The organism is Streptomyces lanatus (genome assembly GCF_014655715.1).
GTDB classification, from domain to species: Bacteria; Actinomycetota; Actinomycetes; order Streptomycetales; family Streptomycetaceae; genus Streptomyces; species Streptomyces lanatus.
This window is the reverse complement of record NZ_BNBM01000002.1, coordinates 597,886-612,135: the sequence shown is the minus strand read 5'-3', so window position 1 is coordinate 612,135 and position 14,250 is coordinate 597,886. Positions and strand designations below refer to the sequence as shown.

Below are 14,250 nucleotides of genomic sequence, written 5' to 3'. Positions count from 1 at the left end.
GTCGAGCGGGGCGGGCGGTCAGCGTGAGGTGTTGAAGACCTCGTCGCGTGTCGTCGCGAGCGCGCTCTCCAACGCGCCCCGCAGCACGGGGTGTTCACGGACGTCGCCGACGACGAGCCGGGGCCGGGAGGCGGCCAGTTCCTCCAGCTCGGCCTGGACGAGAGCACGCAACACCTCTCCACCATTGCTGAGGGAGGCGCCGCTGAGGACCACCAGTTCGGGGTCGAGGACGGAGACGAGGGAGGCCAGACCGGTGGCCAGCCGGGTCGCGTAGGTCTGCAGGAGCAGCCGGTGCAGGACGGTGTCCTCGGTGGCGGCCCGTTGGACGAGGGTGGCGGCGGCCTCGGCGTACGGCGTCGACGGGACGTCCATCATGCCGATCTCACGGGCCAGCCGGGGGATGGCCTGGGAGCCGGCCAGCTCCTGATAGCCACCACTGTTGGCTTTGGTCACCTGCCGCACCAGGGGCGTACCGGGAACCGGCAGGAAACCCACCTCGCCCGCACCGCCGGTCCAGCCGCGGTGCAGCCGGCCGCCGAGGACCAGGGCGGCACCGAGACCGCCCTCGTTCCACAGCAGCACGAAGTCCTCGTGGCCGCGGGCCGCGCCGAGCCGCTGCTCGGCCACCGCCACGAGGTTGACGTCGTTCTCGTACTCGACCGGCATCGGCAGCGCCGCTGCGAGTTCCTCCAGGAGCGCCGGGGTGTGCCAGCCGGGGAGGTGGGAGGCGTAGCGCAGTCGGCCCGTGTTGGGGTCGAAGGCGCCTGGGGTGCCGATGACGAGCCGGTGGACGTCGTCGCGGGCGAGTCCTGCCGCCTTCACCGCGCCGTCGAGGGCGTCGGTGACCTGCCGGACGACGGGCTGGGCCGGGCGCCTGCCGGGGGTGGGCAGTTCGTACGAGCCGACGGTGCGGCCCGTGATGTCGGAGACGGCGGCGAGGATGCGTTCGGGGGTGACGTCGAGCCCCGCGGCGTACGCGGCGCTCGGATTGACCTCGTACAGCTGGGCGTTGGGGCCGGGGCGGCCCTCCGTCGTGCCGGTCGCCAGGACGAGGCCGGCGGCCTCCAGGCGGGCCAGCAGCTGGGAGGCGGTCGGCTTGGACAGGCCGGTGAGCTTGCCGATCCGGGTGCGGGACAGCTGCCCGTGCTCCAGGAGGAGGTCCAGGGCGGCACGGTCGTTCATGGCGCGCAGGACGCGCGGGGTGCCCGGCGTACCGGCGGTTCCTGCCATGGGGTCGACACCTGCCTCTCGGCTGACCAGCTTCTCAGTGATCTAGGACGGAAGTCCATCCAGACGTCCGTTCAAGGTCACTGTTAGGAAAGTTTCCTATTGGGTTAGCCAGAATGTATTCCCGCGGAGGGGCCACGTCAAGAGAGGTCTACACCAGCGATGCAGTCGTTACTTGCGGGTGCTGGAGTGGGGGGTCCGCTCATGGCGGGGGAGCAGGAGTGGGGTCGCCAGCAGCAGGACGCCGGCGACGGCGATCGCCGTACGCGGGCCGGTCAGGGCCGCCAGCCCGCCCCACAGCGCGGTCGTCGCCGCGGTCGCCGCCTTGGTGGTGATCGACCACGCGGTGAGGGTGCGGGTCACCCGGTCCGGCGGGGTCAGTTCGAGGCGGGTGGTGGCGAGCATCGCGTTGAACGCGCTCGCGCAGGTGATCAGGCCGAACTCGACGGCCATGACCAGGAGCAGGCCGGGGGTGCCCGGGCCGGTGAAGGCCAGCCCGACGGGCCAGCAGGCGCGCAGGGCGCCCGCGATGAGCAGGATCCGGTGCCGGCCGTGGCGGACGGTCAGCCGCCGGGACAGCCGTGAGCCCAGCAGGCCGCCCAGGCAGGGCACCGCGAAGGCGAGGCCGTACTGCCAAGGGGTGAAGCCGAGCCGGCCGAGCATCAGGACGGCGAGCAGTGGGGCCGACGCCATGATCAGGGAGTTGACCAGGACCGTGTTGAGGAAGAGCGGGCGCAGGGTGGGGTGGGCGAGGATGTGCCGCCAGCCTGCGCGGAGTTCGTGCGCCCGGGGTCCTGAGGGGACGTCAGCACGGGACTGTTGGCTTTCCTCACCCCCGATCGCCCGGATGCCCAGCGCCGAGAGAAGAAAGCTGACCGCGTTCGCCAGCACCGTCGCCATCGGGCCGAACACCCCGATCGCCGTTCCGCCGAGCGGTGGTCCGATCGCCGTGGCCGTCCACATCGTGGCCTCCAGGCGGCCGTTCGCGACGAGCAGGTCCTCCGGCGGGAGGAGGGACTTCAGATAGGCGCCGCTCGCGGCGTTGAAGGTGATGTCCGCCGCGGCCACCACCACCGACACCGCAAGTAGTTGGCCGAGGCCGAGCACGTCCAGCGCGAACGCGACGGGGAGGCTGAGCAGCGTCCCGCACCGGACCAGGTCCGCCGCGACCAGCACGGGCCGCTTCGGCCGGAACTCCACCCACGCCCCCAGCGGCACCGCCAGCGCCGCCCCCACCGCGAGCCCCGACGCCGACAGCAGCGCCACCTCGGTCGCGCCGGCGTGCAGCACGATGACCGCGATCAGGGCGAACGCGTCGAACGCCAGCCAGGTCCCGAAGACACTGACCGCATACGCCCCCCACAGCCACCGGAACCGCCGCCCCGCAACTCGCTCGCCCACCCTCACCACAGCCCCGCCCGCTCGCCCACCTCGACCGGAACATCAAAGCCAGCGGGAAGCAGCTGATCAAACAACCGTCGGGTCGCCCTCCACAACGGCCGGTTGTGCGCGGGCACGGACGACGGAGAGGAGCTCACCGGGACGCCGGAACGCTGGAGCTTTGGGAAGGCCGGGACGCCGCGACGCCGGGACGCCGCGACGCGGGCGCCGTACGCCGGGGCTCCGGCACTCCGCCGGCCACCGGGGCGTCGGGAAGCGTGCGGCCAACTCGGCGAAACGCGGGCGCCGCACGCCGGGAGCCGGCACGCGGACGCCAGTATCGGCCCCCCGCTACTCTGCACCGATGCCGCCGCCGCCCCGCGACCGAGGTCACCGCCGTCCGCTGCTCCTTCTGGCCACGCTCGCCGTATGCGTCTCAGGCGGCTTCGCGGTGCACTGGGCGACGCGGCCCGTGTCGCACGGGGAGTGCGTCGTCGCGTACTCCCGCATCACCGGCGACGGAATCACCCGCCCGAGCGCACGTGAGCTCGATGAGCTGGTCAGGCGGGCCTACGAGAAGGCGATCCGCGATGGACGCTGTGAGCGCCCACGGCCACGTTGGCGGGAGTGGCTGGACTGAGCCCCTACTTCGTCACGCTCGGCGGTGCCAGCGGAGTGGCCGCCTGGGACTGGGGTGAGGTGGTGTTCGAGTAGGCCGAAGGGGCGGCCATGCCCGCCGTGGGGTCGGCCGCGGTCTGTTCCTCCGCGGCCAGCGGCACGCGGCCCACGATCGGGATGTCGGCGGCGTCGAAGGCGCGCTTGATGCGCCAGCGCAGTTCGCGCTCCACCGTGAGGGCCTTGCCCGGCATCGTCTTCGCCGAGACACGGACGACCATCGAGTCCAGCAGCACGCTGTCCAGGCCGAGCACCTCGATCGGGCCCCACAACAGCTCGTTCCAGGGCTCTTCCTTGCTCATCTTCTCGCCGACCTCGGCGATGACCTGCCGGACCTTGTCCAGGTCCTCCGAGGAGCGGACGGTGACATCCACGCCGGCCGTCGACCAGCCCTGCGAGAGGTTGCCGATGCGCTTGACCTCGCCGTTGCGGACGTACCAGATCTCGCCGTTGTCCCCGCGCAGCTTGGTCACGCGCAGGCCGACCTCGATGACCTCGCCGGAGGCCACGCCCGCGTCGATGGCGTCGCCGACGCCGTACTGGTCCTCCAGGATCATGAAGACGCCGGAGAGGAAGTCGGTGACCAGATTGCGGGCGCCGAAGCCGATCGCCACACCCGCGACACCGGCGGACGCCAGCAGCGGGGCCAGGTTGATGTCGAACGCGGACAGGATCATCAGGGCGGCGGTGCCCATGATCAGGAAGCTCGCGACCGAGCGCAGGACCGAGCCGATCGCCTGGGAGCGCTGACGGCGGCGCTCCACATTGACCAGCAGACCGCCCAGAGCCGTGCCGTCCACCGCCTGGGCGGTGCGGTTCATCCGGTCTATGAGCTTGGTGATCGCCCGCCGGACCGCCACTCTCAGCACCGAGGCGATCACCAGGATCAGCAGCACCTGCAGGCCGATGGCGAGCCAGGTGGACCAGTTCTGCTCCACCCAGCCCGCGGCCTGCGTCGCGCTCTCGTGGGCGTCCTGGAGCGAGGGGACCGCCGGGGTCGTCGTCTCCGAGGGTGTCGGGGACGGCGACGGGTCGGCGGCGGCCAGTAGGCCGACGGGCAAAGACACAGCAGGTACCTCCAGTGAGCGGCCCGCCCCACCGGTAGGCGGTCAAGGTCGTTCAAGGTCACGAAAGGGTCACCGGCGGGGCAGCCTCACCACACTATCGGGGCATCGTGTGTGGATCGGCGCCATGTTCGAGGGAGGAACCGTGCCCTCCGGGGGATGAACTGGTGGGATGAACCGTTCGCCGTCCGGGGGATGAATTCAGATGTGGTCGAAAACACTCCCAGCCCGTTACCGGGACATGGTGGCGCTTTCACCAGGCAAGAGGGGAGACTGACTACAGATCGTCCCGGCGCGAGCCACGCGCCGCCGACGCCCAAGGAGGCATCCGTGCCGCATGTCCTGGTCCTCAACGCGTCGTACGAGCCGCTCGGCGTCGTACCGCTCCGCCGCGCGCTCGTCCTCGTCCTCGAGAACAAGGCCGTATGCCTCGAGGAGTCCGGCGCCTTTATGCACAGCGCAACCGTCACAGTCCCCGCACCCAGCGTGGTCCGGCTCAAGCGATTCGTCCGGGTTCCCTATCGGGGGCCCGTTCCTCTTACCCGCAGGGCGCTCTTCGCGCGCGACGGGGGCCGGTGCATGTACTGCGGTGGCGTCGCAACCAGCGTCGACCATGTCATTCCGCGCAGCCGCGGGGGCAAGCACGTCTGGGACAACGTGGTGGCGTCCTGCCGCCGCTGCAACCACGTGAAGGCCGACCGACATCTCTTCGAGATCGGCTGGCGGCTGCGCCACAAACCCGCTCCACCCACCGGTCTCGCCTGGCGCATCATCGGCACCGGGCATAGGGACCCGCGCTGGCTGCCGTACTTGCAACCGTACGGCGCCGAGGACGCCATGGCCCGGATCGACGGCATCTCCGCCTGAGGATCCGGGCTTTCGCATACCTGGCGCACCTGGCGAAGGCGCGGGTGCCATCCGGCCCCGAGGGTCCCCCGTGCCCTCGGGGCCGGACCGCTGCGCGGGCGGCATGCGGCGGCGGCCGGTACGCCCCGCTCAGGCGTACCGCAGCTCCGCCGGCCGCACCGACCTCCCCAGCAACGGCAGTGATGTCGCCGCGGCCAGCAGACAGGCCCCGTACACCACCACCGGGACCAGCAGCACCACATACGGCATCTGCTGCGAGGTCAGCGCGGCGTACCACGCGGTGATCGCCACGCCGCCCGCGCCCGCCAGCACGACCGCGGGCGCCAGCGGCAGCGCGGTCTCCAGCAGCAGCGCCCGCCGCAGCACCGAGCCCGGCACCCCGGCGGCGGTCTGCGCGGCCAGCCCACGGCGCCGGGTGGCCAGCGACTCGGCGGTGCCGACGGCCAGCGCGGCCAGCACCAGGGCGAAGGCGACGAGGATCGCGGCGCCCGTCAGATCGAGGCCGGTCGTGTAGTACGCCATGTCCCTGGCGAGCTGATCCTCGCGGCGTATCTCCCGCAGAGTGTCGATCAACACCGCGCGGACGCCGACGAAGCCCGAGCCCACGACCGTCACCAGCAGCACCGCCGCATGCGTACGGGACGCCGCCCACGGGTCGTCGCGCAGCCGTTCCGCGGCGATCAGCAGCGCCGGGCTCTGGGCCCGCGCGGCGAGGACCCCGCCCAGCCGGCGCGACGACCAGCCGGCCAGCCACAGCGCCGCGGCGCCGGTCAGCAGGGCCAGGACGCAGACCGCCAGCGGGACGAACGCGAACCCCAGCCGGTCGGTGAGGTACGGGGTCGCGGCGATCAGCACCGCCAGGCCCGCCAACAGCCCGGTGACCAGCCCGAACACCCACCCCGGCCCCCGCGTCGGCCGCACCCGCCGTACCCGGCCCAGTGGCGAGGCCACCACCCGGCGCAGCGACAGCACGCTCACCGATGCGCCCAGCACCGGCACGGCCACCGCGACCAGCGCGATGCCGGCCCAGGCGAGGACCGGGGGACGCTGCCACTGGCTCAGCAGTACGGGCACACAGCCGACCGTGGCCAACACCGACCCGGCCAGACAGGCGAGCCCCGACTCCAGCGCCGCGATCCGCCGCACCTGCCCCGGCGCCGCTCCCGCGAGCCGCAGTGCGGCCAGCCGCCGGTCACGGTGCACCGCCCCGATCCGCGCGCACTGGCCCAGGAACCCCAGGATCGGGAGGAACAGCAGCGCCAGGGTCATGACCACACCGGCCCGGGTGCCGGGCTGGTTCAGCAGCCCGGATGCGAGGGGCACGTGGTACTGCCCCCGAAGCGGGGCGATGGCCGCGATCGCCAGCCCGACACCGGTCGCGAACACCGCCCCGACCGCCGTGAGTCCGGCCCGCCACCACTCACGCCGGTCGGATCCCCGGGTGAGCAGCCAGGCCAGCCGCAGATCGACACTCATACGGCCATGCCCGGCGGCCGGGACCGCGCCGCTCACGCCGCCACCCCCAGCGCCTCGACCATGCCGTCCGTCAGCTGTACCTCGCGGTCCGCGTACGCCGCGACCTGGGCGTCATGGGTGATCAGCAGGACCGCTGTGCCCGACTCGCGGGCCGTATGCGTCAGGGCCGTCATCACCTGTTCGCTGGCCAGGGAGTCCAGCGCCCCGGTCGGTTCGTCCGCGAAGACGACCTTCGGGGCGGTGACCAGGGCCCGGGCCAGGGCGACCCGCTGGGCCTGGCCGCCGCTCATGGCGCCCGGACGCAGCTCCGCCTGGCCGCGCACCCCGAACCGCTCCAGCCACTCACCGGCCGTGGCATGGGCCTGCTGACGGCTCGTACCGGCGAGCAGCAGCGGCAACGCGACATTGTCCAGCGCCGTCAGCTCGGGGATCAGCTGCCCGAACTGGAAGACCACGCCGAACTCCGTGCGCCGCAGCTCGCTCAGCCGCCGCTCGGGCAGCCGGTCGAGACGCTCCCCGGCATAGGTCACCGCACCGGTGTCCGGGCGGACGATGCCGGCCAGACAGTGCAGCAGCGTCGACTTCCCGCTGCCGCTCGCGCCCGTCACGGCGAGGATCTCGCCGGGCGCCAGCTCGATCGAGGCGCCGCGCAGGGCCTCGGTCCTGCCGTGCGCCTTGACGAGGTCACGGGCCGCCAGCAGCGGAACCGGACTTCCCCCTTGGTTGCTCATCCTGCGTCGACCTCCGCGGTCAGGGTGGTGAGCCGGGCCGCCGTGGTCGTCATCCAACGGAGGTCGGCGTCGAGGTGGTTGAGGGCGTAGTCCGCCGAGAGCACGGTCGCGAGATCGCCGCCGGGCGCGGTCTTGAGCGCCGTGAGCTCCCGCATCCGTGCCATATGGGCGGTGCGCTGGGCGCGCAGATAGGTCTCCGGGTCGCCGCCGGACAGGATCGACACGACGACCTTGGCGAAGATCTCGTTCGTCACGAACGGCGCGGGCGGCGCGATCTCCCCCGCCCACCGGGCCAGTTCGGCCGCCCCCTCGTCCGTCGCGCGGTACGCCGTCCGCTCCGGCCCGCCGTCCGAGCCGGTGCCTTCGACCTCCGCGAGCCCGTCACGGACCAGCCGCTGCAACGTCGTATAGACCTGCCCGTACGCCAGCGGACGGGCCTGCGGGAAGCGCTCGTCGTGGCGTCGCTTGAGGTCGTAGCCATGGCTCGGCCCACCGGCGAGCAGGCCCAGCAGGATGTGGCGGGTGCTCATGGCGATCATTATGCACTGAGTACATGTACTGAGTGCATAGTGATTAGAGAATCGGTTCGAGAGGGCGGGCCCGACGGAAGAATGTGCGGAACAAGATGTGACTAGGCGCACGTTGTTCCTGTTTGCACGTCTGCCGCCGCGCCTGCTGGGTAGGGCTGGCGGTAGCCCGCGATGCCCGTACTCGACAAGGAGGCCCCCGTGGCCACAGCATCGGCCCTGTCCAAACCCGAGGCGCCCAGCGAGCCCGAGATGCACGCATGCGTCTTCCTCGCCGAGGGCGCCTGTGTGGAGACCCCCCTGACCAGCGAACCACCCCTCCGGGACGCCGAGCCCCTCACCAGCGAGCCGCCACTCGCCGACGCCGCGCCGCTGACCAGTGAGGCCGCGGTGTGGGATACGGGTATGGACATGGGTATGGACACCGACATGGACATGGATTTCCTGAGGTCGTAGATGGCAGCAGAGCGGTCGGCCGAAACCCCTGCCGAGGGTCCCGAAGGTTTTGCGGATCTCCCCTCCGACGATCTGTGCCGGCTCGCCGAGCTGCACGGCGTCGCCCCCTCCTACCAGCCGTCCGCCGACCGCACCGTCACCGCCTCCGCCACCGCGCTCACCCTCGCCCTGGCCGCCCTCGACGTGGACGCGAGCACACCCGTCGCCGTGAGCGCGGCGCTCGCCGCCCGGGAGCGGGAGTCGGGGGAGCGGCTGCTGCCGCCGACGCTGGTGTGCTGGGGCGACGGGGACGAGCCCGCGCTGCCCGCCGGCAGCCGACTGCGCATCGAGACCGAGGACGGCGAGACCCGGGACGGCTTCGACCGACTCCCGCCCGGCGTCCACCGTCTGACGGCGACCGCTCCGGACGGCCGTACCGCCACCTGCCATCTGGTCGTCGCCCCGCCCCGGTTGCCGACGCCCACCGGACGCTCGTACGGCCTCCTCGTCCAGCTGTACTCCCTGCTGTCCCGCCACTCCTGGGGCATGGGCGACCTCGGTGACCTCGCCGAGCTCGCCACCTGGGCGGGCAGAGCCCTCGGCGCCGGATTCGTGCAGGTCAACCCGCTCCACGCCGCCGTACCCGGCACCCCGACCGACCCCTCCCCCTACCGCCCCTCCTCCCGCCGCTTCCCCGACCCGGTGCACCTGCGCGTCGAGGACGTGCCCGAGTTCGCCCATGTCGAGGACCGTGAGCGGCTCGGGGAGCTGCGGGAGCGGGCCGGGCGGCTGCGGGAAGCGGTGCTGGAGAAGGGGGAGTTGATCGACCGGGACGCCGTGTGGCAGGCCAAGCGGGAGGCGCTGGAGCTGGTGCGCGAGGTGCCGCTCGGGCCGGGGCGGCGGGCCGCGTACGTCGACTTCCTCGCGCGGGAGGGGCAGGCGCTGGAGGACCACGCCACGTGGTGCGCGCTGGCCGAGGTGTACGGCTCGGACTGGCCGCGCTGGCCGGAAGGGCTGCGGGATCCCCGGTCGCCCGAAACGGCCCGTGCGCGGGGCGAGTTGATGGACCGCGTCGACTTCCACTGCCGGCTCGCCTGGCTCACCGACGGTCAGCTGACCGCCGCCCAGCGGGCCGCCCGGGAGGCGGGGATGCCGGTCGGGATCGTGCACGACCTCGCGGTCGGGGTGCATCCCGGGGGCGCCGACGCCTGGGCCCAGCAGGAGTACTTCGCCGCCGGGATGTCGGTCGGCGCACCCCCCGACGCCTTCAACGCGCGCGGCCAGGACTGGGGCCTCCCGCCCTGGCGCCCGGACCGGCTGGCCGAGTCGGGCTACGAGCCGTATCGCCGGTTGCTCCAGGGGCTGTTCCGCTACGCCGGCGCCCTGCGCATCGACCACGTCATGGGACTGTTCCGGCTGTGGTGGGTGCCGCAGGGGCATCCGCCAACGGAGGGGACATACGTCCGCTACGACGCCGAGGCCATGCTCGCGATCCTGGTGCTGGAGGCTTCGCGCGCCGGGGCGGTGGTCATAGGGGAGGACCTAGGCACGGTGGAGCCGGGGGTGCGCGAGACGCTGCGCGCGCGGGGCGTGCTCGGCACCTCGGTGCTGTGGTTCGAACGGGACTGGGACGGCGACGGCCGCCCCCTGCCGCCGGACTCCTGGCGCGCCGACTGCCTCGCCACCGCCACCACCCACGACCTGCCGTCCACCGCGGCCCGGCTCAGCGGCGAACACGTCGAACTCCGCGACCGACTCGGCCTGTTGACGCGACCGCTGGAGGAGGAGCGGGCCGAGGCCTCGGCCGACACCCGCGAGTGGCTGGAGCTGCTGTCCCGGCTCGGACTGCTGCGGGGCACACACGGCGGGCGCTGCGCCTCCGAGGAGGAGGCCGAGATCCAGGCCGTCCACCGCTTCCTGCTGCGCACCCCGGCCCGCATGATCGGCGTCTGGCTCCCGGACAGCGTGGGCGACCGCCGGCCGCAGAACCTGCCGGGGACCTGGGACCAGTACCCGAACTGGCGGCTGCCCATCGCCGATGCGGAGGGGCGGCCGGTGACGCTGGAGGAACTGGCGGCCTCACCGAGGATGTGGGCCCTGCTGGAGGTGCTGCGGGAAGCGGGCCTGCGGCGGGGCTGACATCGCCCCGGGGCCGCCCCTGGAGCGGGCTCGCACCTGTCCCGCTCCTCATACGGCACCCCGGGCGCGCGCCGCTTCCCGTCGTTCGATACTTTTGGCCCCGTGGACAAGAAGAACGCCCTGCGCGCCGGCGCCCTGGCTGCCGGTACGACGCTGATGATGCTGCTCATGTCGTCCCCTGCGCTCGCTGTGTCGCGTGACGACGGCGACGACCCCGGGCAGGGCCTGACCGTCATGGAGACGCTGGCCCAGTTCGTCATTGCCCCGATCGTGATCTTCGCGGTCATCGTGGGCCTCGTGATGGTCCTGGACCGTTCCTCGGACCGCCAGCCGAAGGCCAAGGCCAAGAAGGCCTGACCAGGGCTGTTCCAGCCCGACTCCTTACTTCGGTCGAGGGCGTCGGACCGGGTGCGTGCGTAGCGTGGTTGCGCTTGCGTACACCTGGGCCGGCGCCCTCGACGTGTTCTCCGGCGGGTGCCTCTCACGCCGGGTGCGGCGCGGTCAGGTACCGCTGCACCGTGGGCGCCAGCCACGCCACGACCTCCTGCGGCGCCAGGGCCACGGCGGGCGGAAAACGCAGTACGTAGCGCGTGAGCGCCAGCCCGAGCAACTGTGACGACACCAGCGCGGCCCGTACCGGGGCCTGCTCGGGGTCGGGGCACACCCGGCGGGCGAGCGGCAGCAACTGGTCGGCGAAGATGCCCCGCATGCGCTCGGCCCCGGCCTGATTGGTCGCGCCGACCCTGAGCAGGGCCGTGAGCACCTCGTTCTCCTCCCACATGTCGAGGAAGTGCGTCACCAGCATCCGGCCGGCCTCGTCCCGGTGCAGCGAACCCGGGTCGGGCAGCTTCAGATCTATGGCCATGGCCGCCGCGAACAGGCCCTCCTTGTTGCCGTAATAGCGCATCACCATCGACGGATCGATGCGGGCGTGCTTGGCGATGGCGCGGATGGTCGCCCGCTCATAGCCGTCGGCGGCGAAGCGCTCGCGGGCCGCGTCGAGGATCGCGGTGCGGGTGGCGTCGGAGCGGCGGGGTGGGGTGGGGGTGGGGTCGGGACCGGTGCCGTGGCCGGTGCCGGTGCCGGGGCTGCTCTGGTTCATGCCCACAACCGTAGGCCAACATGCGTAGGCCAACAAGCGTTGACAGTCCCGGCGGGGCCTCCTAATGTTGCCAACAAGCGTTGACCAACAGGTGTTGACCCACAGCTGTTGGCCCACGGTCGTTGACCTACGGCCGTTGACCTACAACCGTTGGCACTCAGGAGGCCCCCATGACCGGCACTGTCTCCCCGAACCCCGTGATCGTCGTCGGCTCCGGCCCCACCGGCCTCCTCCTGGCCGGTGATCTCGCCACCGCCGGCATCCCCGTCACCCTCCTCGAAAGGCGCCCCCGCAAGATCAGCAACCTCTCCCGCGCCTTCGGTGTGCACGCCCGCACTCTGGAGCAGCTCGATGCCCGCGGCCTCGCCGACCCGCTGCTCGCCACGGGCAGCACCATCACCGAGCTGCGCCTCTTCCGCCGTCTCTCCCTGGACCTGGGCACGCTGCCGTCCCGCTTCCCGTTCCTGCTGATCACCCCGCAGTACGAGGTCGAGCGGCTGCTGGAGCGGCGGGCGCTCGACCTCGGCGTGGAGTTCCGCCACGAGAGCGAGGTCGTGGGGCTGCGGCAGGACGACGCCGGGGTCGACCTGGATGTGCGCGGCGCCGACGGGACGGTCGTCACCCACCGCGCGGCTTACGTCGTCGGCGCCGACGGCCACCGCAGCGCCGTACGGGAAGCGGTCGGCCAGCCCTTCCCCGGCGTCGCGGTCATCAAGTCCCTGATCCTGGCCGACGTCCGGCTGGCCGAGCGGCCCGAGGGTGTGCTCACCGTCAACGGCGCGGGCGACGCCTTCGCGATGATCGCCTCCTTCGGAGACGGCTGGTACCGCGTCATGGGCTGGAACCGCCGCCACGAGGTCCCCGACGGCGCCCCCCTCGACCTCGACGAGGTCAGGGAGATCACCCGCCGCGCCCTGGGCACCGACTACGGCATGCATGACGCCCGTTGGCTCTCGCGGTTCCACAGCGACGAACGCCAGGTGCCGCAGTACCGGGTCGGCCGGGTCTTCCTGGCCGGCGACGCGGCGCACGTCCATTCACCGGCCGGCGGACAGGGTATGAACACCGGCCTCCAGGACGCGGCCAACCTCGGCTGGAAGCTCGCCGCCGTCCTCAAGGGCCGGGCGCCCGAGAGTCTCCTGGACACCTACCAGTCCGAACGCCACCCGGTCGGCAAGGCGGTGCTGCGCAGCAGCGGCGGACTGGTCCGGCTGGCCCGGGCGCAGAACCCGGCACTGCGCGCCGTACGCGCCCTCGTCTCCGCCGTCGCGAACGCGGCCCGCCCCGTCCGGGACAAGGCGCTGGCCCAGGTCTCGGGCATCGGCTACCGCTACCCCGCACCCCGCGGCTCCCACCGCCTCGTCGGCACCCGGGTCCCGGACGCGGCACTGGAGAGCGGCCGCCTCTATGAGGCGCTGCGCGGCGGGCGGTTCGTACTGATCACCCCGAAGGGGCTGGAGGTGCCCGTTCCCGAGGGTGGGCCGGCCGTGGAGCACTGGGCGAGTGATCGCCGTACGACGGTGCTGGTGCGGCCCGACGGATACGTGGCCTGGGCGGCGGACGACGCGGACGTCGCGGCGATCGAGGCGGCGCTGACAGTTAAGCCCAACCGTTAAGTTCTTCTGAAGAGAATCCTCGAAAACTTTCGATGGACGTGACGGATGGCCCGCTGCGACGGTGGATCAATGACAGCAGCCCTCCCCAGGACACCCACCCGGACCCTCAGCACGAGCACCCAGATCCCGAGGACGGCCGCCCCCGTCCTCGGGATCGCGCTCGCCGCCCTCGCCACGGTCGTCTGGTCCGGCAGCTTCGTCACCTCCCGCGCGCTGCACGACAGTGTGCCGCCGGTGCAGCACGCGTTCTGGAGATGGCTGGTGGCGTTGGTGGCGGTGGCCCCCTTCGGGGCGCGGCAGGCATGGCGGCAACGGAACTTGATCCGCCGTCACCTCGGCTTCGTACTCCTCGCCTCCCTCCTCGGCGTCACCACCTACAACACCCTCGTCAACCAAGCCGGCTTGACCACCCCGGCCGCCAACATGGGCATGATCATGGCCGCTTCACCGGTCCTGATGGCCGTGTTCGAACGGGCCTCGGGGGTACGGCTGGGCGCGCGGCGAGTGCTGGGGCTGCTGGTGGCCTGTGCGGGCGTCGTGCTTCTGATCGGGGGAGGGGCGAGTTTCGCGGCGGGGGACCTGTGGATGGTGGCGGCGGCGTGCTGCTTCGGGGCGTACAGCGGCCTGCTGCGTCGCAAGCCGGCCGAACTGGGCGGTACGGCCTTCCTGTTCACCACCTTCCTGCTGGGCACGGCCCTCCTGCTGCCCACGCAGGGCGTGAGCCTGGCCGTGCAGGGCGGTTTCGCCCCCACCCCCGCCACGGTCCTCCCGATCCTCTACGTCGGCGTAGCTTCTTCCGCCGTCGCCTTCTTCGCCTGGAACCGGGCGATCGCCCTGGTCGGCCCGAGCCGCGCCGGAATCGTCTACTACCTCCAGCCGGTCTGCGTGTCCCTCCTCTCCTGGACGATCCTCGGCGAACCCACCGGCTGGACCCAGGCCCTCTGCATGGCGCTGATCCTCGGCGGGGTCGTGCTGGGGGCGGCGGGGCGTCGCTGACATAGGTTGGCCGCC

14 protein-coding genes are annotated in these 14,250 nt (G+C 72.2%); 7 read left to right on the top strand and 7 right to left on the bottom strand.

Annotated features, from left to right (window positions below; translation table 11 throughout):
• Positions 1-18 precede the first annotated feature (18 nt).
• Both IE325_RS07895 and IE325_RS07890 read right to left on the bottom strand, forming a co-directional pair.
• A complete protein-coding gene (locus IE325_RS07895) occupies positions 19-1,230 on the bottom strand; it encodes an ROK family transcriptional regulator (RefSeq protein ID WP_190068991.1) in 1,212 nt (403 codons plus the stop codon).
• Positions 1,231-1,398: 168 nt separating this feature from the next.
• Positions 1,399-2,628: an MFS transporter gene (locus IE325_RS07890; protein WP_190068990.1), complete on the bottom strand. Its 1,230-nt coding sequence runs from the start codon at positions 2,626-2,628 to the stop codon at positions 1,399-1,401.
• A 343-nt stretch (positions 2,629-2,971) separates the two neighbouring features.
• On the opposite strand from IE325_RS07890, the gene IE325_RS07885 reads away from it, so the two are divergent.
• On the top strand, positions 2,972-3,247 hold the full coding sequence (locus tag IE325_RS07885) for a hypothetical protein (protein WP_190068989.1): 276 nt from the start codon (positions 2,972-2,974) through the stop codon (positions 3,245-3,247).
• Between the two features lie 4 nt (positions 3,248-3,251).
• Here the strand turns inward: IE325_RS07885 and IE325_RS07880 are convergent, their stop codons facing one another.
• Positions 3,252-4,349: a mechanosensitive ion channel family protein gene (locus IE325_RS07880; protein ID WP_190068988.1), complete on the bottom strand. Its 1,098-nt coding sequence runs from the start codon at positions 4,347-4,349 to the stop codon at positions 3,252-3,254.
• A 327-nt stretch (positions 4,350-4,676) separates the two neighbouring features.
• Between IE325_RS07880 and IE325_RS07875 the strand changes: the two genes are divergently transcribed.
• Positions 4,677-5,213 carry an HNH endonuclease gene (locus IE325_RS07875; protein ID WP_031476758.1) on the top strand — a complete coding sequence of 179 codons (537 nt, stop codon included), beginning with the start codon at positions 4,677-4,679 and terminating at the stop codon, positions 5,211-5,213.
• 129 nt (positions 5,214-5,342) lie between these two features.
• Here IE325_RS07875 and IE325_RS07870 read toward each other — a convergent pair whose 3' ends face one another.
• From IE325_RS07870 to IE325_RS07860, 3 genes are read right to left on the bottom strand one after another with little or no spacing between them, the layout of a single operon-like run.
• Positions 5,343-6,689, bottom strand: coding sequence for an ABC transporter permease (locus IE325_RS07870; RefSeq protein ID WP_190069230.1), 1,347 nt, complete (start codon positions 6,687-6,689; stop codon positions 5,343-5,345).
• 32 nt (positions 6,690-6,721) lie between these two features.
• Positions 6,722-7,420 (bottom strand): ABC transporter ATP-binding protein, encoded by a 699-nt coding sequence (locus IE325_RS07865; protein WP_190068987.1) that lies wholly within the window; start codon positions 7,418-7,420, stop codon positions 6,722-6,724.
• Entirely contained in the window at positions 7,417-7,950 is a 534-nt protein-coding gene (locus IE325_RS07860) for a PadR family transcriptional regulator (RefSeq protein WP_190068986.1), read from the bottom strand. Before IE325_RS07860 ends, IE325_RS07865 begins: the two co-directional genes overlap by 4 nt.
• A gap of 198 nt (positions 7,951-8,148) precedes the next feature.
• On the opposite strand from IE325_RS07860, the gene IE325_RS07855 reads away from it, so the two are divergent.
• The 3 genes from IE325_RS07855 (at position 8,149) to IE325_RS07845 (ending at position 10,878) form a co-directional block, all read left to right on the top strand.
• Entirely contained in the window at positions 8,149-8,403 is a 255-nt protein-coding gene (locus tag IE325_RS07855) for a hypothetical protein (protein WP_229911704.1), read from the top strand.
• Positions 8,404-10,521 carry a 4-alpha-glucanotransferase gene (gene malQ, locus IE325_RS07850; protein WP_190068984.1) on the top strand — a complete coding sequence of 706 codons (2,118 nt, stop codon included), beginning with the start codon at positions 8,404-8,406 and terminating at the stop codon, positions 10,519-10,521.
• A 102-nt stretch (positions 10,522-10,623) separates the two neighbouring features.
• A complete protein-coding gene (locus tag IE325_RS07845; RefSeq protein WP_190068983.1) occupies positions 10,624-10,878 on the top strand; it encodes a hypothetical protein in 255 nt (84 codons plus the stop codon).
• A gap of 124 nt (positions 10,879-11,002) precedes the next feature.
• Here IE325_RS07845 and IE325_RS07840 read toward each other — a convergent pair whose 3' ends face one another.
• The gene (locus IE325_RS07840) at positions 11,003-11,623 is read right to left on the bottom strand and encodes a TetR/AcrR family transcriptional regulator (protein ID WP_190068982.1); all 621 of its coding nucleotides are present in this window, start codon (positions 11,621-11,623) and stop codon (positions 11,003-11,005) included.
• Between the two features lie 170 nt (positions 11,624-11,793).
• On the opposite strand from IE325_RS07840, the gene IE325_RS07835 reads away from it, so the two are divergent.
• A complete protein-coding gene (locus IE325_RS07835) occupies positions 11,794-13,239 on the top strand; it encodes an FAD-dependent monooxygenase (RefSeq protein ID WP_190068981.1) in 1,446 nt (481 codons plus the stop codon).
• A gap of 69 nt (positions 13,240-13,308) precedes the next feature.
• Positions 13,309-14,235 carry a DMT family transporter gene (locus IE325_RS07830; RefSeq protein WP_190068980.1) on the top strand — a complete coding sequence of 309 codons (927 nt, stop codon included), beginning with the start codon at positions 13,309-13,311 and terminating at the stop codon, positions 14,233-14,235.
• The last annotated feature ends 15 nt before the right edge of the window (positions 14,236-14,250 follow it).

Excerpts from the sequence above, each read along its gene's own strand:
- IE325_RS07885 (WP_190068989.1), top strand. The coding sequence starts at position 2,972 with ATGCCGCCGCCGCCCCGCGACCGAGGTCACCGCCGTCCGCTGCTCCTT.
- malQ (WP_190068984.1), top strand. The coding sequence starts at position 8,404 with ATGGCAGCAGAGCGGTCGGCCGAAACCCCTGCCGAGGGTCCCGAAGGT.
- IE325_RS07860 (WP_190068986.1), bottom strand. The coding sequence starts at position 7,950 with ATGAGCACCCGCCACATCCTGCTGGGCCTGCTCGCCGGTGGGCCGAGC.
- IE325_RS07870 (WP_190069230.1), bottom strand. The coding sequence starts at position 6,689 with ATGAGTGTCGATCTGCGGCTGGCCTGGCTGCTCACCCGGGGATCCGAC.
- IE325_RS07835 (WP_190068981.1), top strand. The coding sequence starts at position 11,794 with ATGACCGGCACTGTCTCCCCGAACCCCGTGATCGTCGTCGGCTCCGGC.
- IE325_RS07830 (WP_190068980.1), top strand. The coding sequence starts at position 13,309 with ATGACAGCAGCCCTCCCCAGGACACCCACCCGGACCCTCAGCACGAGC.
- IE325_RS07865 (WP_190068987.1), bottom strand. The coding sequence starts at position 7,420 with ATGAGCAACCAAGGGGGAAGTCCGGTTCCGCTGCTGGCGGCCCGTGAC.
- IE325_RS07895 (WP_190068991.1), bottom strand. The coding sequence starts at position 1,230 with ATGGCAGGAACCGCCGGTACGCCGGGCACCCCGCGCGTCCTGCGCGCC.
- IE325_RS07840 (WP_190068982.1), bottom strand. The coding sequence starts at position 11,623 with ATGAACCAGAGCAGCCCCGGCACCGGCACCGGCCACGGCACCGGTCCC.